Origin of the sequence: Streptomyces sp. NPDC101166 (genome assembly GCF_044768125.1) — a bacterium.
Taxonomy (GTDB): Bacteria; Actinomycetota; Actinomycetes; order Streptomycetales; family Streptomycetaceae; genus Streptomyces.
Window position 1 is genome coordinate 14,821 of sequence record NZ_JBIWPF010000027.1, and the last position, 23,472, is coordinate 38,292.

Annotated in this window: 20 protein-coding genes and 1 pseudogene; 10 read left to right on the forward strand and 11 right to left on the reverse strand. The window is 70.9% G+C overall.

Annotation, left to right across the window (positions count from 1 at the left end; genetic code table 11):
- The first annotated feature begins 208 nt into the window (after window positions 1–208).
- The 5 genes and pseudogenes from ACIRS4_RS32530 (at window position 209) to ACIRS4_RS32550 (ending at window position 3,261) form a co-directional block, all read left to right on the forward strand.
- Window positions 209–700, forward strand: a complete 492-nt coding sequence (locus ACIRS4_RS32530) for a hypothetical protein (RefSeq protein WP_404202876.1) — start codon at window positions 209–211, stop codon at window positions 698–700.
- A 95-nt stretch (window positions 701–795) separates the two neighbouring features.
- A pseudogene (locus tag ACIRS4_RS32535) lies at window positions 796–926 on the forward strand (transposase); the annotation flags it as partial.
- 136 nt (window positions 927–1,062) lie between these two features.
- Window positions 1,063–1,602, forward strand: a complete 540-nt coding sequence (locus tag ACIRS4_RS32540; protein ID WP_404202878.1) for a winged helix-turn-helix domain-containing protein — start codon at window positions 1,063–1,065, stop codon at window positions 1,600–1,602.
- Window positions 1,599–2,135, forward strand: coding sequence for a transposase (locus ACIRS4_RS32545; protein WP_404202983.1), 537 nt, complete (start codon window positions 1,599–1,601; stop codon window positions 2,133–2,135). Before ACIRS4_RS32540 ends, ACIRS4_RS32545 begins: the two co-directional genes overlap by 4 nt.
- Before the next feature lie 493 nt (window positions 2,136–2,628).
- Complete coding sequence (locus tag ACIRS4_RS32550) at window positions 2,629–3,261, forward strand: DUF2461 family protein (protein WP_404202880.1); 633 nt, start codon at window positions 2,629–2,631, stop codon at window positions 3,259–3,261.
- A gap of 365 nt (window positions 3,262–3,626) precedes the next feature.
- Here the strand turns inward: ACIRS4_RS32550 and ACIRS4_RS32555 are convergent, their stop codons facing one another.
- Window positions 3,627–3,863, reverse strand: a complete 237-nt coding sequence (locus ACIRS4_RS32555; RefSeq protein WP_404202882.1) for a WYL domain-containing protein — start codon at window positions 3,861–3,863, stop codon at window positions 3,627–3,629.
- Between the two features lie 281 nt (window positions 3,864–4,144).
- Here ACIRS4_RS32555 and ACIRS4_RS32560 point away from each other — a divergent pair, with 281 nt between their 5' ends.
- From ACIRS4_RS32560 to ACIRS4_RS32580, 5 genes are all read left to right on the forward strand, one after another.
- Window positions 4,145–7,132, forward strand: coding sequence for an AfsR/SARP family transcriptional regulator (locus ACIRS4_RS32560; RefSeq protein ID WP_404202884.1), 2,988 nt, complete (start codon window positions 4,145–4,147; stop codon window positions 7,130–7,132).
- A gap of 195 nt (window positions 7,133–7,327) precedes the next feature.
- Window positions 7,328–7,546, forward strand: coding sequence for a hypothetical protein (locus tag ACIRS4_RS32565; RefSeq protein WP_404202886.1), 219 nt, complete (start codon window positions 7,328–7,330; stop codon window positions 7,544–7,546).
- A gap of 235 nt (window positions 7,547–7,781) precedes the next feature.
- The gene (locus ACIRS4_RS32570; RefSeq protein ID WP_404202888.1) at window positions 7,782–8,825 is read left to right on the forward strand and encodes a S66 peptidase family protein; all 1,044 of its coding nucleotides are present in this window, start codon (window positions 7,782–7,784) and stop codon (window positions 8,823–8,825) included.
- 155 nt (window positions 8,826–8,980) lie between these two features.
- Window positions 8,981–12,031, forward strand: a complete 3,051-nt coding sequence (gene ileS, locus ACIRS4_RS32575) for an isoleucine--tRNA ligase (protein WP_404202890.1) — start codon at window positions 8,981–8,983, stop codon at window positions 12,029–12,031.
- Between the two features lie 139 nt (window positions 12,032–12,170).
- Window positions 12,171–13,475, forward strand: coding sequence for an acetyl-CoA carboxylase biotin carboxylase subunit family protein (locus tag ACIRS4_RS32580; RefSeq protein WP_404202892.1), 1,305 nt, complete (start codon window positions 12,171–12,173; stop codon window positions 13,473–13,475).
- 67 nt (window positions 13,476–13,542) lie between these two features.
- Here ACIRS4_RS32580 and ACIRS4_RS32585 read toward each other — a convergent pair whose 3' ends face one another.
- The 10 genes from ACIRS4_RS32585 to ACIRS4_RS32630 are packed head-to-tail and all read right to left on the reverse strand — an operon-like array spanning window position 13,543 to window position 23,455.
- Window positions 13,543–14,322 carry an inositol monophosphatase family protein gene (locus tag ACIRS4_RS32585; protein WP_404202894.1) on the reverse strand — a complete coding sequence of 260 codons (780 nt, stop codon included), beginning with the start codon at window positions 14,320–14,322 and terminating at the stop codon, window positions 13,543–13,545.
- Window positions 14,319–15,158 (reverse strand): phosphotransferase family protein, encoded by an 840-nt coding sequence (locus ACIRS4_RS32590; protein ID WP_404202896.1) that lies wholly within the window; start codon window positions 15,156–15,158, stop codon window positions 14,319–14,321. Before ACIRS4_RS32590 ends, ACIRS4_RS32585 begins: the two co-directional genes overlap by 4 nt.
- Complete coding sequence (locus tag ACIRS4_RS32595; protein WP_404202898.1) at window positions 15,159–16,004, reverse strand: sulfotransferase domain-containing protein; 846 nt, start codon at window positions 16,002–16,004, stop codon at window positions 15,159–15,161.
- Window positions 16,005–16,007: 3 nt separating this feature from the next.
- Window positions 16,008–17,561 carry a pyridoxal phosphate-dependent aminotransferase gene (locus ACIRS4_RS32600; protein WP_404202900.1) on the reverse strand — a complete coding sequence of 518 codons (1,554 nt, stop codon included), beginning with the start codon at window positions 17,559–17,561 and terminating at the stop codon, window positions 16,008–16,010.
- A gap of 38 nt (window positions 17,562–17,599) precedes the next feature.
- Complete coding sequence (locus tag ACIRS4_RS32605; RefSeq protein ID WP_404202902.1) at window positions 17,600–18,481, reverse strand: TauD/TfdA family dioxygenase; 882 nt, start codon at window positions 18,479–18,481, stop codon at window positions 17,600–17,602.
- Window positions 18,478–19,239 carry an NTP transferase domain-containing protein gene (locus tag ACIRS4_RS32610; protein ID WP_404202904.1) on the reverse strand — a complete coding sequence of 254 codons (762 nt, stop codon included), beginning with the start codon at window positions 19,237–19,239 and terminating at the stop codon, window positions 18,478–18,480. The genes ACIRS4_RS32605 and ACIRS4_RS32610 overlap by 4 nt, the downstream gene beginning before the upstream one ends.
- The gene (locus tag ACIRS4_RS32615) at window positions 19,236–19,838 is read right to left on the reverse strand and encodes a gamma-glutamyl-gamma-aminobutyrate hydrolase family protein (RefSeq protein ID WP_404202906.1); all 603 of its coding nucleotides are present in this window, start codon (window positions 19,836–19,838) and stop codon (window positions 19,236–19,238) included. Before ACIRS4_RS32615 ends, ACIRS4_RS32610 begins: the two co-directional genes overlap by 4 nt.
- A gap of 31 nt (window positions 19,839–19,869) precedes the next feature.
- Window positions 19,870–22,173 (reverse strand): PEP/pyruvate-binding domain-containing protein, encoded by a 2,304-nt coding sequence (locus ACIRS4_RS32620; protein WP_404202908.1) that lies wholly within the window; start codon window positions 22,171–22,173, stop codon window positions 19,870–19,872.
- On the reverse strand, window positions 22,170–22,940 hold the full coding sequence (locus ACIRS4_RS32625) for a class I SAM-dependent methyltransferase (RefSeq protein ID WP_404202910.1): 771 nt from the start codon (window positions 22,938–22,940) through the stop codon (window positions 22,170–22,172). The genes ACIRS4_RS32620 and ACIRS4_RS32625 overlap by 4 nt, the downstream gene beginning before the upstream one ends.
- Entirely contained in the window at window positions 22,937–23,455 is a 519-nt protein-coding gene (locus tag ACIRS4_RS32630) for an adenylyl-sulfate kinase (RefSeq protein ID WP_404202912.1), read from the reverse strand. Before ACIRS4_RS32630 ends, ACIRS4_RS32625 begins: the two co-directional genes overlap by 4 nt.
- Window positions 23,456–23,472: the final 17 nt, after the last annotated feature.

Here is a 23,472-nt window from a genome sequence, read left to right on the forward strand (position 1 = left end):
GACCGCACCGCCGCGGTGGTGGAGCAATGCCGGTACCGCGGCCATGGATGCCATCGGGCGCCGTACCGGGACCGGCACGCGTGCCACAAGGTTTCCGCAAGGTCCTGGCGGCACGATGCACGTATGCGCCGCACGACCTCTGAGAGCCCGCGCGGGCATGGCCGTCGTGGTGATCCCAGTAACCAGTGATTCCAGAAAGGGGACTCTCATGTCCGCTTCCTCGTCCGTATCCTCACCCCGCCTGTCACGGCCGAGGCTCGCGGCCGTCTCCGGTCTGGCGTTGACCGTGTCGTTGGTCGGTGCGGCCGTCGCGCCGACAACGGCCTCCGCCGACACCGGCGACCGCACCAGGACCGTCAACTGTGCATCGCTGTACGTCTCGGACAGCGGCGGCACGGTCCACGCCAGGACCAGGAACTGCACGGTCACCTGGGGCAAGAACATCCACGACAACGTCTACTGGCAGACCGTGAAGTTCCAGCTGCTCGACGACGACACCGACGGTGTGTGTGCCAAGGCGAACGCGATCGCATCCGACTCGGGGAAGAGCGCCTCGTTCAGCGAGTGCGACGGTGTCTGGACGACGAAGACCGCCACGCTGAACGGCCGCAGCTCCAACATCTTCATCAGGGTCGCCTACGGGTCGCACTCCCAGCACGGCAAGATCAGCACGAACATCGAGGCGCCTTCCGGGTTCTGACCGGCGGCTCGGGGCGGGGCCGGGGACACTCTGATGGATTCCGAACCAGGGCAGTGACGGCAACGGATGGTCCGATGGGACAAGGCGATCGCGATGTCCTGGTCAGCGGCTGCGCCTGGCGTCAGCTCCGCCCTGTTTCGGCATGTCGAAGTCAACGGCTCACCGCCGCTTCGTGATCTGGTCGAGAGCCGGTTGTCGGGCGGCTTTGAAGTTTTCAGTACCGCACAATTCATTTCAGTAGAGGCTTCAGTAGCGCATGAATGACTTCAGTGCGATCGCTGAAATTTGTCACGTCTGCTGAGCTTCAAAGCGTGGTGTCGGCAGGGGCTGACGGCTCGTGACCCCTGCGGTATGCCGACTGCATGAGGTATGCGCAAGGGGGCGGGCTGACCGACGAGCGGCGGGCCTTCCGCGAGAAGCTGAGGTTGGAGGCGTCCGAGCGGTTCGCCCTGGGCGACGAGAACACGGTCATCGCGCACGACCTGCGGGTCAGCGTCCGATCGGTGCAGCGCTGGCGCAGGGCCTGGGCCCAGGACGGGCCGAGAGCTTTGGTCTCCAAGGGACCGGCGTCCTTGCCGCTGCTCAGTGATGAGCGGTTTGCCGTGCTGGGGGTGCAACTGGCCAAGGGGCCGGTAGCGCACGGTTGGCCGGACCAGACGTGGACCCTGTCATGGATCAAGACCCTCATCGGGCACCGGTTCCACAAGAGCTGCACCGTGCAGGGTGTCGCCGCGCTCCTCAAACGGCACGGCTGGAGCTGCCAGGTGCCGGCCCGCCGGGCGGTGGAGCGCGACGAGGCGGCAGTGGCCGGCTGGGTGGCGGAGACCTGGCCCCAGGTGGAAGGACCGTGGCGGCGCTCGATGCCTGGCTCGTCTTCGAGGACGAGGCCGGCTTCTCGATGACGCCGCCCACCCGCCATACCTGGTCCCGCCGTGGCCGCACTCCCGTCGTGCGCGTGCGGGGCCGCTCCCGCCGCCGCTTGTCCGTCGCCGCCCTGGCCTGCTACAAACCCGGCGAACGCTCACGGCTGATCTACCGGCCCTGCCCGGACGCCCGGCCAGATGGACGCAAGAGCTTCTCCTGGGAGGACTACCGCGACCTGATCCAAACCGCACACCAGCAGCTCGGCGGCCCGATCGTGCTGGTCTGGGACAACTTGAACTCCCACCTAACCGCCGGGATGCGCCGCTACATCGCCGAACGCGACTGGCTCACCGTCTACCAACTCCCGCCCTACGCACCGGACCTCAACCCGGTAGAAGGCATCTGGTCGGTACTGCGACGCACCACCACGGCCAACCGCGCCTTCGCCAACCCTCACGACCTGATCACCGCCGTCCGGCGGGGCCTACGGCAACTCCAATATCGCCACGACGTCCTCGACGGCTGCCTCACCGGAACCGGACTGGTGCCCGCCTCCCCACGATGTGACTGAGCGCCTCGGTCGGCGAGCGGAGCAGTGGTGAAAGCGCTCCGACGAAGGGAAGCGGTCATGAGGCCGAATGCGGAGATGCCCAGCGTCGGACTGAGCTCGAGGTGAGCGGCGCGTCGGTCAGTAGTGGTGAACGTCGTACCGTAGCGCCGGTCGACGCAGGATCTCACCGAGCCAGTCGATGGTGAAGGCCGCCAGGTCCTCGACCGGTCCGGTACGCTCGCACGGCACGATGTCCGGGCGCTCCTGCGTCAATGAAGATTGATGGGTGCCCGAGGGGCCGGTTCGAGGATCAACGAAGTCATCGACGCGACCTGCGCCTGTGGCATGTCTGGATCGTCCTGCCCTTGGCCTTCGCCACTGCGGTACTCGGCCGCCACGGTGTTCTACACCTGATGGGACCTGCTCGAAGCCCGAGGACTCAACGCTGCAGGGCCAGCGCGTCCTCCTCCTGGACTGATCCATGCTTGCCAGGTCTGGCAGCTATCCTCCGCGCATGCGTGCACAGTTCACCGGCTGGCCGGAGCAGGCCATGGATGTGTTGTGGCAGCTCCAGGGTGAACCGAGCCACGCGACTCGGGAGCGCCACCGCGCGGACCGCGAACGCCTGGTCCGGCAGCCGATGATCGCCCTGCTCAACGCGGTCGCGGACACCGACCCCCGATACGAGGACTTCTCCGTCTGGCACTACCGCACCGACTCCTGGTGGTGGCAGCACCAGGGGGCGGTGATCCGGCTCGGCCGCAAGATCGAGATCGGTCTCCGGTTCGACCTGGACGGCCTGCGGATCCAGGGCGCCTGGTGGTACCCCGATCCCGGCCAGGTGGACATGTTCCGCAAAGCCGTGGCCTCCGAGGGGAGCGGCGGCGAACTGTCCGCCATCGTCGAAGACGTGCGGCACAAGGGCTACGACATCTCCGGGGACGTGATGAAACGCCCCCCGCGCGGCTATCCGACGGACCACTCCCGTATGGACCTGCTGCGCCACCGTTCGCTGATCGCCGCCCGCCCCCTCGGCTGCGAGGAGTGGCTGCACACTCCCGAGGCGGTCGAACGGGTCCTCTCGGCCGCCGCCGACCTGGATGCCCTGCTGATGTGGCTGGTCCGCCACGTGAAGCGCGCCGCCTGACATCACCTCGGCCAGAGGGGATGGCGCGGTCTAACGAGCTCGCCCGATGGGTGTAGCCAGCGCTGCGCGTGCGGTCGTTGTTCACCCAGGGCAGTGTTGCCGCTCCGTGCAGGTCCACCTTCAACACCAGCAGCGCCCCATTGCGCGGCCCGCCTCCTCGACGCCCAGGACGCCGACGCGAGTGAGCGCCGGCTGCGCGACATCGCCGCCGAAGGCCTGGGCGAGATCTACTTCCGCGACGGCGGCCGCCTGGTTCTCTCCACGAGCCTCACCAGCAGTTGTTCAACTCTTGGGAGGCGCCCCGTTGGCGCCGGGGCCGATGTTCACGAGAACTGACAGCACACCTCCGAAGGGGTGCTCTGGCGTCAGTGGCGTTCGTATGCTCGGGCGAGTACCTCTACGGTGGCGGCCATGGCCTGGCGCAGTTCGGCCGGTGCGACGACCTCGACGTCTGCACCGAGCCGCAGCAGCTCGCCGCATGCCTGCTCGGTGCCCTCGATCGGGATGACCGCCTCGACCCATCCGCCGTCCCGCGATCCGAACTCGTGCTGCGGACCTGCCCATCCGGTGTCTTCGGAGCTCTGGAGGTCCCGCTCGGTCACTCAAGCGGGAACTGTACCGTCCGGTACACTGTCGCGCACTTGTCACACACAGAATGCACACCGGATCGCCCCACGCCGGGGGCGACGACGTGGCGAGAACACAACTGCCGGGTGAGCCGTGAACGGCCATGCGCGGGGGACTTCGAAGCTGCGGCTACTTCGGCATGCCCAGACCAAGACAGGAAAGCCGCTTGAACGATCTGCGATTCGTTGTGCTCGGGCCGATGCGGGGGCGTCTGGGTTCGAGAGATCTCCACTTGGGCGGGCCGAGGCAGCAGGCCATGCTCGCCGTTCTGCTGCTCATGCGTCCCGGCCGGCCGGTCGGGGCCGCTGACCTGATCCACGGCATCTGGGGGGCAGAGGCGCCCAACGCCGCCATGACCACCCTGCGTACGTTCGCCTGGCGCTGGCGCAAAGTACTGGAGAGCGACCGGGCGGCGCCCAGCGTCCTGGTCTCCGACGGTGACGGCTACCGCTTGATCCTGCCGACGGACTCGGTGGACGCGCTCCGGGCCGAAAGCCTGGCGGCGCAGGCCGAGCGGGCCGGCGCCGCAGGCCGGCTGGAGGAATCACGCGACCTGCTGAACAGCGCGCTGGCGCTCTGGGAGGGAGAACCACTGGCCGGTATACCCGGCCCCTGTGCGGAGTACCACCGTCAGCGGTTCAGCGAGCTGCGCTTGGTCCTGCTCGAGGAACGGATATCCCTCGATCTGGAACTGGGCAAGGCCGCTCGTTGCGTGCCGGAGCTGAGGAGCATCACCGCACAGGACCCCTTCCGGGAGCGTCCCTACTGCCTGCTCATGCGCGCGTTCTACCAGACCGGGAGACAGGCGGAAGCGCTGGCCGTGTTCCGTGCCGCGCGGCAGACGTTCATCGACGAACTCGGCGTCGAGCCCACCGTCGAACTGCAGAACCTGCACCGACGCGTCCTCGACGGCGATCCCACCCTGGTGCCGAGTGCCCCCACGCGCGCGGCGTACGGCCTCTCACAGCCCACCGTGGGAGCGGCCCCGAGCGGGGCGGGCGCCGCCACCGGAGCGCACGGCGGTGAAGCGGGCCCGAGCCGCGCCCGGAAGCTGGAACCGAGCGCCCCGGCGCTGCCGCGGCCGGCGCAACTACCGGCCGACGCGGTCGATTTCACCGGGCGGACGCCCCTTGCCACCGCACTGTGCTTAGCACTGACCGCTCCTGACCGCCAGGCTCTGGCGATGGTGAGCATCGTCGGCATGGGCGGGGTGGGGAAGACAACGTTGGCACTCCACGTCGCACACCGGGCGCGAGCTTCCTTCCCGGACGGACAGCTCTACGCCGATCTGCGAGGCAGCGACACGGTGCCGGCGGACCCGGGGACGGTGCTGGCCGGCTTCCTCACCGCCTTGGGCATCGCCTCCGAGAGCCTGCCCGACGACCTGGCGGCCCGAGGCGCGCTGTTCCGGTCCGCTGTCGACGGACGCCGGTTGCTCATCGTCCTGGACGACGCGAAGGATGCCGCCCAGGTGCGGGCCCTGCTGCCGGGATCGGCCGGCTGCGTCGTCCTGGTGACCGCCCGGCGCCGGCTGCCCGGGCTGCCCGCCGCGCTGCAGTCCGACCTTGAGGGCTTCCACCCCCCCGAGGCCATCGAACTGCTCAGCCAGGTGATCGGTGAGCACCGAGTGGCAGCCGAGCCGGAAGCGGCCCTGGCCCTGGCCGAAGCATGCGGATTCCTGCCGCTGGCGGTGCGGATCGTCGCCTCCCGACTGGCCGCCCGGCCCAGATGGACCATCGGGAGTCTGAGCGACCGGCTGGTCGACGAGCAACGGCGCATCGATGAGCTGCGCGTCGGCGACCTCGCCGTCGAGGCGACCTTCGAGCTGGGCTACGAGCAGTTGACGGAGGAGCAGGCCCGCGCCTTCCGACTGGTCGCCGCTGTCGACGGCCCTGCGGCGCCCCTGACATGGGCCGCCGCTCTGCTGGGCATTCCCGTCTTCGAGGCCGAGGACCTGCTGGAGTCCTTGGTCGACGTGGCCATGCTGGAATCCCCCGGCGTGGGCCGATACGGCTACCACGACCTGCTGCGCGCCTTCGCCCGGCGGAAGGCCAAGGCCGATCCGGTCGCCACCGCCGACGCCGTCGACCGTCTCCTCGACCATCTGCTGGCCACTGCCTGCTCCGCGTTTCAGCAGGCGGTTCCGGGAGACCCCATGGGCGGCGCCCTGCGGTCGGCCCGGTCCAGCGGTCTGCCCCTGACGAGCGCGGCTGAGGCACGTGCCTGGGCGGCGAGCGAGGGCGAGAATGCCTACGCGCTGGTGGAGCAGATCACCCGGGCGGTTGTCGCCGACGGGCCGGAGGACGCCCACCGTGCAGGCCGTGTGCCCGTCGTCGGCCCCGTCATCGACCTGCTCATCGCGCTCAGCCCGTTCACCGCGGACATCCTGGTGAAGCTGTCGGTGAGCACGGTGGTGCCCCTGGCGGAGGCGGCCGCCAGGGCGGGAGACCGCAAGGCGGAGGGCCGGGCCCGGTTCCTCTGCGGCAACATCGCGTTGAGCCAGTCCCGGCTCGGCGAGGCCAGGAGCCAAGCGCTGCTCGCCGTGCAGGCCTGTCGCGAGGCCGGCGATGCCTTCATCCTGCGCCAGGCGCTCAACGACCTGGGCCTGGCCTGTGCGCTGATGTCCCGTCACGAGCAGTCAATCGGGTACTACGAAGAGGCCATAGCCATCGCACGGGACCTAGGACACCGTTCGGGAGAGGTCGTCAGCACGGTCAACGTCGCCCTCGCGCGCATCCGTGCCGGCCAGGCCGACGACGCGGTGCGCATCTGCCGGGACGTGCTGACCCTGCTGAAGACCTTCCGTGACGATGCCGGGGAGGCCTACGCCCGCTATGTTCTCGGCCTCGCGCACCATGAACTGGAACGGTACGAGGAGGCGGCTGCCGATCTGACAGCCTGCCTCGAACTCTGTGTGGCCATCGGTCTGCGTCGACGTGAGGCCCAGGCGCGGTACCGGCTTGCCGATGCCCTGCGGCTGCTCGGGAGCCCGGTGCGGGCGGCGGAGCAGGCCCGGCGGGCCCTGTCGGCCTGCGAGGAGTTCGGCGACCAGCGCGATCAGGCCAACGCACTGGTCGTGGCCGGTCGGGTGTACATGGATCAAGGGCGAACGGACGACGCCCGAGGCGCCCTGGAACGCGCACGGGAGCTGTACCGGAGACTCGGCCTGCCCGACGCCGACACGGTCGCGTCGCTGCTCGACGAGTTGACGGATCCGGTGGCCGGGCCCGTCCTCGGCTGCTGAGGGGAACGGGGTTTGCCGATCAACGGCGATGTCCCGGCGCTCGTCCGCCGGGCCCTCGATCACCACGGGATTCGCGCGCCGACGCCGGCCGCATCTTCTCGCGGTGCTCGTGTGGTGATCGGCCGTTGAACGACCTTTGCCACCATCGGACCGACGGCAGGCCGCAGGTGCCGGCTGATCGAAGGGGATTGACTGATGATCAAGTACATGCGCGGGCTCATCGGCCACCGTGGACTGCGTCTGGCCGCGGCTGGCCTCGCACTCCTGGTGGTGCCGGTACTGGCCGGGGCGGCGGGGGAGAGCCCTCGTGAGGTGTTCGCGAGGTCGACGCACCGGTGCGTCGACCTCGCGAACGAACTCCCGGAGGGGTGGAACAGCACCGGTTCGGCGGTGAAGCCTCCGCTCCCGAGGTGATGGCACGACCACGTGCGCGACGTCCCGGACCTCTGCCTCCCGGCCACCTCGCTTCCCGGGCGAGGACGGTGCGAGGCGTGGTCCGGCCGTCCGCGAGTCGGGCGCCGCGCGTTCACCGGCCGGCCCCGACCGCCACCGACGGCCGGACCCGGCACGGTGCCGGACCACGCGACCTCATCGGGCGCTCATGGTGAAAGGGCCCCTCAACCGCGGGCATCGACCCTAGGATCGGCGGATGCCCGTCTGGACCTACCCCGACAAGGCCCGCCCGGGAGACAGGGTTGCCGTGCTGTCGCCCTCCGCGGCCGTGCCCGCACGTCTGCCGCTTCCCTACGAGCTCGGAGTCAAGCGCCTGACCACCGACTTCGGGCTTGAGGTCGTCGAGTATCCGACGACCCGGAAGCTCGGCGCGACACCGGCCGAGAGGGCTGCGGACATCCATGCCGCATTCACGGACGACCGCGTGAAAGCGGTGATCGCCAGCATCGGCGGAGACGATCAGATCACCGTGCTCCCCCATCTCGACCGTGACCTGCTGAGGTCATGCCCGAAACCCTTCTTCGGCTACAGCGACAACACCAACCTGCTGGTCCTTTTGTGGAACCTCGGGATCGTCGGGTACCACGGAGGGACCGTGATGGTGGAGTTCGGACGGCCGGGCGCCATGCATCCGCTCACCGCGCAGTCCCTGCGCGCTGCCCTGTTCACGTCCGGTGACTACGAACTGTTCTTCGCCCGCGAGTGGGGTGACGTCACCGGCCGTTGGGACGATCCGGAAACCTTCACGCGTGAGCCCGAGATGGAGCCGGCCACCGGCTGGATCTGGCACAACGCCGACGCCGTCGTGGAGGGCACAGCCTGGGGCGGCAACCTGGAAGCGCTCTCGTGGCTCCTGATGGCGGACCGGGAGATCCAGCCGCCCGAGGCGTACGAGGGGTGCGTTCTGTTCCTGGAGACGTCCGAGGAGATGCCCCGGTCCGTGGAGGTTTACCGCGTACTGCGGAACATGGGGGAGCGCGGTTTGCTGGGACGGTTCCCGGCTCTGCTCATGGGCCGGGCCAGGAGTTGGTCGCGCAGGAAACCGCTCGACCCCTGCGGGCGGGCCGCCCACCGGGCCGAGCAGCGCGAGGCGGTGCTGGCGGCACTGGACCGTTACGCCCCGCGGACCCTGGCGGTCTTCGACGTGGATCTGGGACACACCGACCCGCAGGTGGTCGTCCCCTGTGGAGGACGCGTACGGGTGGACGGCCCCGCCAGACGCATCACCGTCCGGTACTGAACAACCCGTCCGGCAATCGGCAACAGCCCGCACGACAATGGGTACGGTATTCCTCCGCGATTCCCGGGGCAGTTGCTCCCGGCGTCTTTCTCCCGCCTAGGCTGGAACGGCCGGACCCGCATGAGGCCGGGTGATTCCGCGTACTTGGGAGTGCAATGAGCGGCCCGCTTGATCTGCCGTCAGTGGAGATGGACGTACTGGAATTCTGGCGGCAGGCCGACATTCCGGGGGCTTTCGCTCGGCGTAATCCCGAAGGCAAGCCGTGGGTCACCTACGAGGGGCCGCCGACCGTCAATGGCTCACCCGCCCTGCACCACGTGTGGACCAGCACCTACAAGGACGTCTACGGTCGCTTCCAGACCCTGCGCGGACGTCGGGTGGACCGCAGGGGCGGCTGGGACTGCCAGGGCCTTCCCGTGGAGATCGCGGTGGAGCGGTCGCTGGGTCTCAAGAACAAGCGGGACATCGAGCGATACGGTATCGGCGCCTTCGTGGAAAAGTGCCGCGAACTCGCCGAGGGAAACATCTCCACCTTCGCCGAAGTGCTCAGCCGAATCGGTTACTGGGTGGATTACGAGAACGCCTACCGGACCATGGACGACTCCTTCGTCGAATCCGTCTGGTGGCAGCTCAAGCAGATATGGGACCAGGACCTGGTCTACGAGGGCCACAAGGTCGTCCCCTATTGCGTCCGGTGCGCCACCGGTCTGTCCTCCCACGAACTGGGCCAACCGGGGGTGTACCGCGAGGTAACCCACCAGTCGGTTTTCGTCGGCTTCCCCCTGGAGGAGGGAGGCGATCAGTTGCTCGTGTGGACCACCACACCGTGGACCCTCCCGGCGAACGCCGCGGTGGCCGTCGACCCCGACGCCCTCTACGGACGCTACGAGGTCGACGGGCGAGCCCTGATCGTCGCGGTCGACCGGGCTGCCCAGGTGCTCCCGGAAGCGGTGGCCGACGACACCTTCCCCGGCAGTGATCTGGTCGGCCGTGGCTACCTGCGGCCGTACCCCGACGTGGAACCCGCCGACGGCCGGTGCGCGGTCGTCGTCGGCTGGGACGGAGTCGCCGAAGACACGGGAACCGGTCTCGTGCACATCGCGCCGGCCTTCGGCGAGGAGGACAACGCCCTGGGGCTGCGCGAAGGACTGGCCGTCCTCAATCCCATCGACGGCAACGGCGAGTACCTGGCCTCCCCCTTCCGCGGTCGCGGTGTCCACGAGGCGACTCCCGCCGTTCTCGACGACCTGCTCGCGCGAAACCTCGTCCTGCGGGTCCAGCCGTACCAGCACCAGTACCCCCACTGTTGGCGGTGCAACTGCGAGCTCATCCACTGGGCCAAGCCGAGCTGGTTCATCCGCACCTCCGCGCGCAGGGACGACCTGCTCGCGCAGAACGAGAGCGTTACCTGGCACCCCGCCCACCTCAAGGACGGCCGTTTCGGCAACTGGCTCAAGGAGAACGTGGACTGGGCAGTCTCCCGCGACCGGTTCTGGGGCACCCCCTTGCCGATCTGGCGGTGCCCGTCCAACCACACAGTCTGCGTGGGCTCCCGGGCCGAACTCAGCGAGCTCACCGGCCGCGACCAGTCCAGCCTCTCGCTGCACCGGCCGCACATCGACGACATCACCTTCCCCTGCGCGCAGTGCGGTGAGACCGCCACCCGGACACCGGCGGTCTGCGACGTCTGGCTGGACTCCGGTTGCGTACCTGCCGCCCAGTGGGGACACCCCCACAACCCGGAGAGCGGGTTCGCCGGGGCGTATCCGGCCGACTTCATCTGCGAGGCCGTCGACCAGACCCGCGGCTGGTTCTACTCCCTGCTGGCCGCCAACACCATGGCGTTCGGCCAAGGCCCCTACTCCACCGTCGTCTGCCTGGGGCACCTGGTCGACGACGACGGACGCAAGATGTCCAAGTCGATCGGCAACGTCATCGACCCGCAGGAACTCCTGCCCGAGTACGGGGCCGACGGCATCCGCTGGTACCTGCTGTCCGCGGGCGCCCCCTGGGGCTCCCGACGGATCTCCTTCGAGGCCATCGACCAGCGCGTGCGGCGGGACCTGCACACTCTGTGGAACGTCGTGGCCTTCCACGCCCGCTACGCCGAGATCGAGAAGTTCACTCCCACCCCGGGCCACCGCAGTGAGCACCTGATGGACCGGTGGATCAGCTCCCGTCTGCTGCGGCTCGTCCGTGACGTCACCGACGACATGGAGAGCTACGCGGCCCACCTAGCCGTCAAGCGGACAGGTGACTTCATCGACGAACTCTCCAACTGGTACGTCCGACGCAGCCGCCGCCGTTTCTGGGAAGGCGACCGGGACGCGCTCGGGACCCTGTCACACGTCCTGGAGACGCTCGCGGTACTCCTCGCCCCCTTCTGTCCCTTCCTCGCCGAGGCCGTCCACCAGCGGATCACGGGGCCCGGGGCCGGATCGGTCCACCTGTCCGACTGGCCCCTCGTCCCCGCCGCGGACACCGTCGACGAGGCTCTGGAAGCGCAGATGGCCGAGGCCCGGCGGGCCAGCACGCTGGGCCGCGCCGCCCGGCGCGACGCGGGACTGCCCGGACGTCAGCCGCTGCGCACGGCGGTGGTCGCCGGAGTGTCGGACTGGTCCCAGGCGATCCGGGACATCGCCCTCGAGGAACTCAACGTGCACCAGTTGCACATCGGCGCCGAGGCCAAACTGCCGCTCAGCCACCGGCTGCGCGCCAACTGGAAGATCCTCGGCCCCCGTCACCGCGACGCGGTCACCCAGGTCGCCGACGCGGTGGCAGCCGTCACGGACCCCGAGCGGATCGCCGCGCTCCATGCCGGACAGCCGATACGGCTGGCGGTCGGCGGGAGTGAGGTGACGGTGGCGCCGGACGAGGTCACCATCGAGGAGGTACTGCAGGGCGGCTGGCAGATCTCCGCGTCCGACGGCCTCACCGTGGCACTGGAGACCACCGTCGACGAGGCACTCGCCCTGGAAGGACGCCGGCGCACGGTGATCCGCCACATCCAGGTGGCTCGCAGGGACGCCGGGCTGGAGATCCTGGATCGCATTCGCCTTTGGGTGGACGAGGAACTGCTGCCCGAGGCCGCCACCATCGCCGGCGAAGTACTGGCGGAGTCCGTCGAAGGCCTGCGGAACCTGCCCGACGACGGCATCACCGCCCGCGGTGAGGGTTTCGCCTTCACCCCGGCACGCACGAGTTGACGGACGGCCGCGACCGAGCCGCGAAGTCCTTCGAGCCTTCGAACCGGCGCGAGCATCACAGCCACACCCAGAGCCCCCTGGGCCCTGTCGATCTCACGAACGACCGGATCCGAACCACGTCCAGAAAGGTAGGACCAGCATGGCCGACTCAGACGTGCGGCTCCCGCATCTCCTGCTCATTGTCGGGATCGGCGGGCCCAGCCCCAAGCTCCTGGCCCCCGGCCTGGCCGGCATCGCCCGGGTATCGTGGCTCTTCGACTCGCGGGACCTGACCAAGCCCGAACGGGACGTCCCGATCATGGCGGAGGCAGGGCAGGCGATCGCCGTCTCCTCCCAGGAGGGGATGGTCGCCGCCGCCGCGGCGCTGCACGGCGAGTGCCGCGTCGACGGTGTGCTCACCTTCTCCGAGAACGCCCTGCGGGCGGGCGCCGCCGTGGCCGAGAAACTGGGCCTCCCCTTCAACTCGCCCGCCACCGCGCGGCGGCTGACCGACAAGTACCTCCAGAGGGAGGCGCTCGCCGCTGCCGGTGTGCCCTGCCCGCGCTTCCACCCGGTCCGCACGGCCGACGACTTGACCCCGGCCGCCGAGACCGTGGGCTTTCCCGCTGTACTCAAACCGATGAGAGGCGGCGGAAGCGCCCTGACCCGCCGCGTCGACCTTCCGGCGGAGTTGCTCGCCGCCTGGGACGAGGCCGCCGCGTTCCTCGGGGCCCTCGACGGCCTGGACCGCGCCCACCGGCTGCTCGCCGACACCGAGAGCCCGCACATGATCCTCGAGGAGCTGCTGACGGGCGTGGAGCGCGGCGACGACCCCCGCTACGGCGACTACGTCAGCGTGGAGTCGCTCGTCAGCGACGGCACCGTGCGCCATCTCGCCGTAGGAGACAAGCTGCCGTTGTCTCCACGGTTCCGGGAGAACGGGCAGGTCCATCCGTCGGTGCTGCCCGCGGCCGAACAGGCGCGGATCACCGACATGGCCGCCGCCGCTCTCAAGGCCCTCGGTGTCACGGAGGGCGTCACCCACACCGAGTTGAAGCTCACGGCCGAGGGCCCCCGTGTGATCGAGGTCAACGGGCGTGCTGCCGGGGGCCTGTGGATGACGCTGCTGCACTCGGCCGGCTACGACCTGATCGGAGAAGCCGCCAGAGCGGCCCTGCGCGTGGAGCCGGTTCGGCTCCCGCACTTCACCGGGTACGCGGCCATGCTCACCCCCTGCCTCGACGCGTCGCTCGCCGACCGGTGCACCGAGGTGCGGCTCGACCCGTGCTTCGAGGAACGCGACGGCGTGCACAGTGTGCACGGGCTGCACTCCGGGACGTTCGATCTGTCCCTCGGCGGCGGCCACGCGCTGCTCGCCTATGTCAGCGCGGCCGACGCCGAGGGGATCCACGGACACGAGCGAGCCCTGCGCGACGCGATGCGGGTCGTGGCACAAGAGCAGTGACGCATGGGCGGCGGCGCAAGAGCGGTGACACAGGGTGCGGCCGGTGACCGGCCGCACCCCCGTCGGATCAGCGGCGCGGCGCGGGACCCTCGCGCCGCGCCCAGGCCGTGGCCTCGTGGAGCAGGCCCGGTGTCGCGGCCGCCACCAGATGGCGGCGCTGGAACACCCCGTCCCCGAACCGGCCGGGTGCCCGGTGGAGCGTGGCGACGGCGGCTCCCGCGGCGCCGGCGATCAGCAGGCCGGCACTGTGGTCCCAGGACTCGGTGCCGCTGCGGGAGAGGTCCATCGACACATGGAAGTCCCCACTCGCCACGGCGCACAGATCCAGGGCGCTGGACCCCAGGTTGCGCACCGTCGCGCAGGGCACCGGACGGGCCGGATAGCCCGAGTAGAGCACCCTCGCGGCGGCCAGCGATTCGACGGGCGCCACGGTGAGGCGTCGCCGGCCCCCTGCGTCGAGCGCCCACGCGCCGCCGTCCCGTATGCCGAGAACCGACTCGCCGGTGGCGAGGTTGCGCACCAGCCCGATCGCCGGCCGGCCGTCCGTGATCAGGCAGGCGCTGAAGGCGTACCAGGGCACGCCCAGCCGGAAGTTGCGTGATCCGTCGAGCGGATCCACGATCACGGCGTGCCGGCCCGCCCCCGGGGGAACGGTGCTGCCGCTCTCCTCGCTGTGGACGACCATGCCCCTGCCGGCCAGCAGGGGTACCACCGCCGCGTCGATGCCTTCGTCGGCCAGGACGTCGTCGCGCGGGCCGTGGACGGCGGGAGAGCGTATGACGTCCAGGGCCGCGTCCGCCGCCTCGATCAGGGTCTCGACGAGTTTCCGGGTCGTGTCCGAACTCATGGGTCTTCCTCACGGGTGTTCAGCAAGGCGTGCAGGCGGGAAAGCGGGCCGTGGGCAGGCCGGCCCGCGGCCCGGGCCCGGGTGACGTCACTCATGGCACGGACCAGGCGCTGCACGGTCACCGACTCCGCGTCGGCGTCGGCGCCGTATCCGCGCAGCAGGCCCGGGGTGTGGTCGACGTCGTCGAGGGTCAGCACGGCGATGTCCCACATGGGGTCGGCGACGCGCACGTCGGCCCAGTCGATGAAGCGTGTGCCGACGCGGTCGTGGAAGACGTGTTCACGCTTCAGATCGCCGTGCACGACCGCCCGGGTGCGGGGCAGCGCCTCGACGCGTTCTCGCAGCCGGGCGGCCGTGCGGGCCGACAACTCGCCCCAGGAGACGAGCAGCCGGGCCTGCGCGCAGCCGAAGTCGCCGATGCGCGGCGGGTCGCGGAGGGCCGGCGCGGTGCCGGGGTCGAGCGACACCAGGGACCGGTGCAGGGTCCGCACGTGCGCGCCCAGCACTTGGCGGCCGACGGCGTCGGGACCGCCCGGTGCGGCCGGGAGGCCGGTCGGGTCCGGTCCGACGGCTTCGGTCTGGAGGTACGCTGTGCCGTCGGGCAGCAGCCCGTGCCGTCCGACCGCCGGAACCAGAGAAGCGGCCGGTCCCCCGGCGAGGTGGGTGAGCACGGCTCGTTCGCGGGCACTGCGCTCGGGCCGTTCGTCGAACTTGATCACGGACGGGCTGCCGTCGCGGTCCGTGACGCGTACCACGAACCGACCCGGACGGTCCTGGAGCAGGTGGTACGCGCGCCGGCCGGTGATCCGGCGTACGGCCTCGGTCAGGTCGCGCATTCAGATCTCGTAACCGAACCGGGCGGCTGTTTCGCGTACCTGCCGCGGCTCGAAGGAGACCGCCAGCGAGGCCGTGTACCACTCCCGCCACTCGCCCACCTTCCCGCGCCGCATGATGCGTGCCGCCGAACCGTGCGCCCGGATGTTCTCGTGGGCCCGCATGGCCTGGAACGAACTGCGGCGGGCCGCGTCCGCGAGGCGCGCCGGGTCACTCGCGACGCCCAGGTCCGACAGCACCGTATGTACGGCCCGCACCGGGTCGCGTTTGACGTCCTCGAAGCGCAGCGTGGGCACCGGCCCACCGGGCAGGTCCGCCCAGCGGCGGTTGAACTCCGCCCAGTTCAGGGCGGGGACCAGGCCGTCGGCCGCGGGCCGGCGGAGGAACTCCGCGAAGCTGCCGTGCTCACCGCTCTCGGAGAAACCCTGCCGCCAGCGGAAGTACGAGTGCACGGCGTCGCGCGGGTCCCGGACCAGCAGGACGGCGGCGCGCAGGGGCACACCGCCGAACTCTTCCGGGTGGCGGTGCGTCTTGACGAAGACGGGCCCGGGCACGCCGTCGGGCTGCGCCGCGTCCCTCCCCTCGCCGCGACCCGCACGGTCCCGCAGGTCCGACGCCGCGAGCCGGCTGCGGTAGGCGACCCTCTGTTCGGCCGGTGTCACTCGCCCGTCCTCGTGTACCACCTCGGTGTAGGGGTCGAGGTAGTCGAACCCGGCCTCCAGCAGGATGTTGCCGACCAGCGCTGCTCCGGAGCCGGGGTAGCCGGCCACGACGACGGCGCCTTCCCCCAGCCGTGCCACGTTCGCGGCGTGCAGTGCCAGGGGGTCGAGAGCGGCGGTTTCGCGCATGACTCAGACCTCTTCCCGACGGGCGACCCACTTGGCCAGCCGCGCCATCGCCTCGTCGAGGACGGACTCGGGCAGGCAGGGGCTCAGCCGGACCAGACCGGGGCCGCCGGCCATGCAGAGCAGCCCCGGGTAGGTCGACACGCCCGTCTCGCTGATCAGGCGTCGGTAGGTGCGGTAGCTGGGCTCGTCGCCGAACCGGGCGAGCAGGTTGATGGAGTACGCGGGCACCAGCACGGGCACCCCCATGGAGTCGAGCGCGTCGACCGCGTGGCTTCGGCAGCGCAGCACCTGCTCGGACATCTCCTCGGTGGCCCGCAGGTAGTCCGCGAACCCCGCCTCGAGCGTCGCGGTGTTCAGCCCGTAGTCGTCCGAGAGGCGCCCCAGCACGGCCGGGACGTCCATGGCGCCGCCGAGCCGCGCGGCCTCGAAGAGTCCCAGCATCTCGATCAGCAGGTAGAACAGTGAGGGCGGACCGCCGTAGGTGGTGGACGCCTGGCTGTAGAACTCGTCGATGACGTCGGGAGAGGCGACCAGCCAGCCCGCCTTCAGGCCCGGGGCTCCCCAGCGTTTGGAGACGCTGCGGATGGATATGACGTTGTCGGCCATACGCGCGGGCGTCAGCGGCACTTCCGGGCCGAAGGCGTCGTGGCACTCGTCGAGGAGGATGTAGCAGTCCCGGGGCGTCGCCTCGATCAGCTCCGCGAGCCGGTCCTCCGGTACACGCAGTCCCGACGGATTCGTGATGGTTTGAAGGAGGATCATCCGGGCGCCGCCGCGGGCCCGCTCGATGAGCGCGGTGATGTCGGTGCCACCGTCGGCGATCGGGGTCTCGACGCAGTGCACCGGCATCCGGCGGGCCATCGCCGCCATCAGCGGCGGGTAGTTGGGGACGGCGCACACAGTCGGCCTGGTGTCGTACGGCCGGGCCCCGGCCAGGAGGTCGACGATCGAGGCCAGCGCGGCGGTACCGCCCAGGGTCACCGCGATCCGGTCCGCGCCGATGGCCAGCCGGCCGCCGGAGCGTGCGGTCTCCAGGACGGCCAGCGCCTCACGTGCCGAGGTCCGGCCCAACGAGTCCGAGTAGCCGTACCAGTTGCGGTCCAGGGCGAACCGGATGCAGTCCTTGAGGGAGGCGGGCAGACCGAAGACGGTCTCGTCGTAGGAGCCGCTGGACAGGACGATGGGCTCCTGGCCGGCCCAGTGGCCGTAGAGGTCGTCGCGGAAGTAGAAGTCGAACACCGACTTCACCAGGCGCGGCAGTGCGGGCTGTTCCAGAAGCTCGCGCGAGGACAGGGAGCGCCGCCGCGGTGACGACGACCAGGCGTCCCGTGCCGCGTCACGTCCGATGGGCGGCGCGGTCGCCTCCTGCTGACCCACGAAGAGTTCCAGCAGCCGGCCGGCGTCGGTTGGGTCGGGAGCGTGCTCGAACACGGAGCGCAGCTCGTCCGCCGCGTCGTGACCGCCTGCCCCGGCGGGCAGCAGGGCGGTGGCGGGCGCGGTCCGCGGCAGGCGTGCCCGTGGTGGCGTGCTCCGGGGGGCAGGCAGGTGGGCGAACAAGCCGCGCTCCTGTCCCGCGGCTTGCCAGGGTCGCGTTCTCACCGGATGGGCCTCGTTTCTCGGTCGGTCTGCGGGTCGGGATGCCTGGTCGCGTGGGTGACGATGCGCAGGCGCTGGAGGTGCCGACCGGTGGCCTGGGTGCTGCTGCGCGTACGTCCGTGGAACGCGCGGTGGTTGTCGAGCAGGACCAGCAGCCCCGGCTGCCACGGCACCGCCGACACCGTCTCGGTGTGGTGGGCGGCGGCGCACAGGGCCGTCACGGCCGCCCGCACGTCCTGGGCGGTGACGCCCGGGTCCGCGTCCAGGACGAGGGGGTGCGGCCCGGGGTCGCGGAAGGAGAACACCGTGCGGCCCTCCTCGACACGGGCCAGCGCGTGCCGGGCACCGCGGTAGCGCAGCCGTGTGAGCAGGGTGATGACCACTGGATCGAGCCGGTCGGCCACGCGGTCGAAGGGGATGACGATGGTCTGGCCGTCGATCGGCGAGGCCGCGGCGGACAGGCACTGGAAGAGGAGATACCGGGGCTGGCGGGCGAGCGGGCGGGCGCTGCTCTCGCTGTGGACGAGCAGCCGGCCCGCGGCGAAGGGCTGTTGGTCGATGTCCGCCGTTTCCGGCGTGTCCGTCACCAGATCGAGGATGCGGCCGGCGGTGACCCGATGCCGAACCGCCGGTGCGGTCTCGGGCACCGGGTGGCCCAGCGCCTCACCCAGGGTGAGGAACTCCTCGGGCGGCAGCGGTCTTTCCAGCAGCACCGCTGCCACACCGTCCGCCGAGGCCGCGGGGACCAGCTCCGCGAGTGCGTGTCCAGGGCCGGTGCGGCGCGGCACCGCGGGGAACGGATAGCGGTGCCCGGGGTCCAGGACCCGGGAGCGGGCCGCTGCCAGCTCCGGTCCGTCCAGGATGACGACGTGCTCGGTCATGCCGTCCCTCCCGGGACGAGGTCCTCGGTCTCCAGGGCATCGAGGGCGGCGACCACGGGGCGGCCGAGCGCGAGGTCGCAGACATGGTCGAATTCGAACCACGGGTGGCTCAGGGGAACCGCGGACACGGGCAGTCGTCCGGCGCGCACGACACGGGCCAGCAGGTCCGTCATGTGGGCCACCGCGGGCCCCGCCGCGAGGACGCGGCGCACCTCCCGCCAGCCCTGAGGTGTGAAGCGCAGCAGCCCGACGTACTGGCCGGTGACGTCCTCCAGCCGGGAGGGCCGGCCGCCGATCTCGGCCAGTCGGCCGGTGGCGTCCAGCGCGAAGGTCTCGGCGTCCGCCAGGGGATCGGTGAACCGCCTCTCCCACAGCGTGCGCCACCTCGGGTCGTACGCCACCGCGATCGGGGCGTCCAGTGCGGCCAGGGCCGCGGCGTCCGCTGATGCGTAGACGATGTCGCCGTAGCTGACGAGCGTCGTGTCACTGGTCAGCCACGCCTCCGCCCGCACCAGGGTGTCGACCATGGTCGTGCTCGCCCACCGGGAGTTGTGCCAGCGAGTCAGGGGCAGACGCGCGAACCCTTCCGGCCGCCAGCCGGTGATCACCCCGACGGACCGCGCACCCGCCCCGCGCAGCGCGGTGACCTGCCGGTCCAGCAGCGTGCGACCGCCCACCTCGATCAGGCACTTGGGGCGGTCGTCGGTGAACGGGGCCAGCCGGGAGCCGCGGCCCGCGGCCAGTACCACGGCCTTCACCCGGCACCCCCGAACACCGAGCGGAACAGGGCGACATCCGCCTCATCGGGCTGCTGTTCGCGTTCGGGGTGCCACATGACGCCGTGCACCGGGGCGGTTAGCGCGCGCAGCCCCTCCACCACCTCGCCGCGTCGGGCGGTCACGGCGAGGGTCTCGGGCAGCTCCACGGCCGCCCACCGGTGATAGCAGGTGACCGTGCGGACGCCGTGGCCCACGCATACCTCGTGCCGGGCGGCGACGTGTCCGTCCACCTGGCGCAGTGCGGCACCGAAGTGGTCCGCGACGACCTGCATGCCCCGGCACACGCCGAGCAGCGGCCGCCCGGTTTCCAGGCACCGGGCGAGCAGGGCGCGTTCCGTGGCGTCCCGCTCGGGCGCGTCACCGCCGTAGTGGGCCAGGTCCTCGCCGCCCGACAGCACGATTCCGGCCAGCGGCACGGACTCCACGACTGCCACGGCCAGGCCCGGTTCGGCGGGCAGCGGGACCGCGACCAGACCGCAGCGCGCCAGGAAGGCCGGCCAGCGGACGTCCAGCGCGGTCCGGCGCTCGCCGAACCGGTCCGGCCCGGTCAGACGCTGGGTGATGCCGACGTGGATCACGGCCGTACCTCCGCTCGTGTGCCGACGGCGCTCACGACAGCACCTCCACCATCCGGTTGGCGCAGTCGAGATCGAGGACCTCGGCTCGACGCCACAGGGCGAACTTCCGCTCCCCGACGCCCATGACCGCCGGGATGCCCAGTTCCTGAGCACGGATCGCCATGTGCGAGTTCATGCCGCCGTAGGCGGTCACCAGTGCTCGGATACCGCGTGCGAAAAGCCAGTCGTAGCCGGGGTCGGCGCCGGCGACGAACGCGATGGCACCCTCCGGCGCGTCACCGCGTTCGATGTCCGCGACCGGCGCCCGGACCCGCAACTGCGTCACGAAGTTCGGCACCAGGTCGGGGAGTTCAAAACCCCACGCGTCCTCGGGGGAGAGCAGCAGCGGAGGCAGGAGCACCGAGCGGGTGCCGGCGTGGCGCCCGCGGCCGGATTCCACGGCGCGTCCCAGGGCCGCCCGGTCCGAGGCGTCACCGCGCAGCGCGGTGAGCGTGTCGATCTCCACGTAGGAGATGTCCTCGGCGTCGAAACCATGGCTGCGCCCGGTGCGGCGCGCCGTCACCAGCACGTCGCTCAGCACCCGGGTGAACTCGAACTTCGCCCGCTCACGCTCCTTGATGGACTCGCCGATGAAATACAGGAGTTCGTCGGCCGTGCAGGTGAAGCCCGCTTCGCGGAGCAGTTCGCGGATGGCGCGGCGCTGCGCCGCGGAAGGACGGAAGACCTCCGCCCCGGCCGGGGGCGACATCCCCCTGGCCCAGTCGAAGTAGAGGTCGGGGGCCTCGTCGTACCGGGGCGAGAGTATGTCGTACGTGCCGGGACGCAGATGACCGTAGCGTTCGAGGAAGGCGGCCCGGTCCAGCGTGGCGAAGTCCTCGGTGATGGCGCTCGCGACCGTGCGCAGACCGCCCAGCAGCGCTGCCCGGTCGGCCTGGGACAGCACTCCGGAGGCGACCAGGCCGTCCAGTAGCTGCACTCCCACGAAGCCCGCGCGGGCCAGGCCCGCGAACGGCAGCGCGCCGTACTCCACGCAGGCTGTCAGGGCGGCCCCGGCGTCGTCGTCGTCGGTCGGCAGCCGCTCCAGCAGGCGCACGTCCCGCCGCCAGGCCCCGTCGGGGGCCAGCAGCCGGTTGGTCAGCGCCACGAGGCTTCGCCGGACCAGGGCGCGGTCGGCGGCCCCGAATCCGTGATCCGCCAGTTCCGCCACCTGCCGGCGCAGGTCGAAGCTGTTGCAGGACAGGACGATCGTGAACTCGACCTTGTCGTGCAGGTGGAGGTTGTCGGCCAGCCGGGTGGTGTAGTGGTCCACCAGGCGCCCGGCGAGCCCGTCGGGCAGGGCCGCGGGCACGAACGAGGAGAAGCTGGCGCGGACGTCGACGTAGGGGATGCCGGCGAAATCGACGAGCAGCGGGACGCCGGTCAGGTCCCGGTAGCCGTACGCCGCCCGCGAGCGCGCCCAGGTACGGTCGGTGATCAGCCTGCGGTACAGGGACAGGGCGAGCGGCCGTGGACGAACCCCGATGATCTCCGCCGGGTTCCAGTCCGGCATCACGCCGTACAGGGGCCGGCTGCCCAGTACCTTCCCGGTGTTCGCGGCGCTGTCCGCCCAGCGGTCCGCCACGGCACCGAGCAGCGCACTGTGGGCTCGCGCCCCGACCTCGCTCGGCTGGACCACCAAGGGCCGCGCCTGGAGGAGCACCACGTCGCCGTCGGTCGTGACGGCGAACTCCACCTCGACACGGTCGTGCCCGGTCAGGGCCACCACTTCGGTCACCAACGCCAGTACCCCGGCGAGGTGCGCCACCGGCGGCCGGGTGGTGCCGGCCCGAACGGCCTCGACGGCCCCGTACCAGGTGCGTACGCCTTCGCCGCGACCGCTGGTCACCGCGTCGGTTCCACCACCGTCGAGCCATGTGAGGACCCGGTAGGGGGCGCCGCTGCTGGGGTCGCAGGAGCAGGCCACCCCGCTGGCCGACACGTTCGTCAACTGCGGTTGGACGAGGACCTGATGGTCGCCGTCCGGTCCGTCGTACGAGGCGATGACCCTCTCCACCGCGCGTTCCAGCGCATCCCTGCCCACGACCCCGAGGGAGGTGTGGAACCGTCCGGCCTGGGAGGCCAGCAGGGAGTCCTCGCCCTGGGCGCTGCTGCGCACCGCGAGTGGCCCGGCGGCCCAGGGCGACCGCAGGATGCGGCCGATCACCTCGGCGCGGTCCTCGGACCAGTCACGGACCGTGAAGTGGACGGCGGGCAGCACCTTGCCGCTCGCCAGCAGCGGTTCGAGCGCCTTCAACGTTTCGGCCTTGGTACCGAAGCGCACGAGGGTGGCGGTCACGGCCGGTCCGCCTTCGACAGCACCTGCGCCGTCCAGCCGCGCGTCACGTACGGGATCTCCAGCCGGACCGCGCCACGGGCGCGCACCAGACGGCCGATGGCCTCCACCACGGCGTCGAAGTCCTCACCCGCCTGCCGGGCGAGGGTCGCGTGCGAACGCCACGCCGCGCACCAGGTCTCGGCGTCCACCTCGTGTACCACCTCGTGCTCCAGGGCGTGGACCTGGCCGAACAGCCCGCTGGCGTCGATGACGGTGCTCTGGTCGGCCCGTCGGCTGCCGTAGGAGTAGCCCGGCACCCGCTCGGCAATCAGGTCCTCGATCTCCGACTGCAGCGGGTCCGTCAGGTCCCGGTGATTCCACAGGCACGCGAACCAGCCGCCGTCCGTGAGGACGCGTGCCGTCTCCGGCAGGGTGAGCGCGGGGTCGGCGACGTTGAACGAGGAGCCGAAGGTGACCAGCCGGTAGCGGCCGGAGGCTTGCCCCGTGCGCTCGGCGGTTCCCTCGAACCACCGCACCGAGGGGTGCGCGGCGGTGCGGCCGGCGCCGAGCGCACGCATCTCGGCGTTGGGTTCGACCGCGTCGACGCGCAGTTTCCGCTCCAGCAGCGGCACGGTGAGGTGGCCGGAGCCCGCGCCTATGTCACAGGCGAGGTCCTCCGGGGCGGCGCCGGCCAGGCTCAGGATGGCGTCCACGGCCTCCGGCGCGTAGTCCGGACGGTCCGCGTAGGCCGGAGCCAGTCTCGTGTAGTCCCAGTTCGTCGTGGTCACAGCAGTTTCCTCCGCTGGAGTGTGTGCAGGACGGTGGCTGCCGCCCGGTCGGGTGTGGTGCCCACCGAGTTGTCGATGACGAGGTCGGGCGAGCTGGGGAACTCGACGGCTTGGCCGACCCCCGCGAGGTCGCCCGATGCCCGTAGGTAGAGGCCCTTGGGGTCCCGGCGTCGCAACTCGTCCTCGGGAACCCGCAGCCACACCTCGACGTAGCCGGGCAGGTGCGCGCGGTTCCAGCGGTGCACGTCGTGGAAGAGGGAGATCGTCGAGCACAGGACGGTGTGTCCCTGCTCCGCGAACTCCCGGGCGAGGCGCCCGTATCCGGCGGCGAGTGCTCGCCGTTCCGGCGGGGTGTGGCCGAACTCCCCCGGGAGCGCGGCCCGTATCCGGTCGCCGTCCAGGACGACCGGACGCACGCCGCGTTGCAGCAGCAGGTCGCGCAGCCGGGCGCCGACGGTGGATTTGCCGGCCCCTGAAAGGCCCGTCAGCCAGACGACGGCTCCGTGTCGATCCATGAGTGCTCCGTGGTGTG

Bases quoted from the DNA above. Each gene is read 5' to 3' on its own strand.
- ACIRS4_RS32585 (WP_404202894.1), bottom strand. From the start codon at position 14,322: ATGAGTTCGGACACGACCCGGAAACTCGTCGAGACCCTGATCGAGGCG.
- ACIRS4_RS32570 (WP_404202888.1), top strand. From the start codon at position 7,782: ATGCCCGTCTGGACCTACCCCGACAAGGCCCGCCCGGGAGACAGGGTT.
- ACIRS4_RS32605 (WP_404202902.1), bottom strand. From the start codon at position 18,481: ATGACCGAGCACGTCGTCATCCTGGACGGACCGGAGCTGGCAGCGGCC.
- ACIRS4_RS32590 (WP_404202896.1), bottom strand. From the start codon at position 15,158: ATGCGCGACCTGACCGAGGCCGTACGCCGGATCACCGGCCGGCGCGCG.
- ACIRS4_RS32565 (WP_404202886.1), top strand. From the start codon at position 7,328: ATGATCAAGTACATGCGCGGGCTCATCGGCCACCGTGGACTGCGTCTG.
- ileS (WP_404202890.1), top strand. From the start codon at position 8,981: ATGAGCGGCCCGCTTGATCTGCCGTCAGTGGAGATGGACGTACTGGAA.
- ACIRS4_RS32550 (WP_404202880.1), top strand. From the start codon at position 2,629: ATGCGTGCACAGTTCACCGGCTGGCCGGAGCAGGCCATGGATGTGTTG.
- ACIRS4_RS32580 (WP_404202892.1), top strand. From the start codon at position 12,171: ATGGCCGACTCAGACGTGCGGCTCCCGCATCTCCTGCTCATTGTCGGG.
- ACIRS4_RS32540 (WP_404202878.1), top strand. From the start codon at position 1,063: ATGAGGTATGCGCAAGGGGGCGGGCTGACCGACGAGCGGCGGGCCTTC.
- ACIRS4_RS32530 (WP_404202876.1), top strand. From the start codon at position 209: ATGTCCGCTTCCTCGTCCGTATCCTCACCCCGCCTGTCACGGCCGAGG.
- ACIRS4_RS32560 (WP_404202884.1), top strand. From the start codon at position 4,145: ATGCTCGCCGTTCTGCTGCTCATGCGTCCCGGCCGGCCGGTCGGGGCC.
- ACIRS4_RS32595 (WP_404202898.1), bottom strand. From the start codon at position 16,004: ATGCGCGAAACCGCCGCTCTCGACCCCCTGGCACTGCACGCCGCGAAC.
- ACIRS4_RS32545 (WP_404202983.1), top strand. From the start codon at position 1,599: ATGACGCCGCCCACCCGCCATACCTGGTCCCGCCGTGGCCGCACTCCC.
- ACIRS4_RS32630 (WP_404202912.1), bottom strand. From the start codon at position 23,455: ATGGATCGACACGGAGCCGTCGTCTGGCTGACGGGCCTTTCAGGGGCC.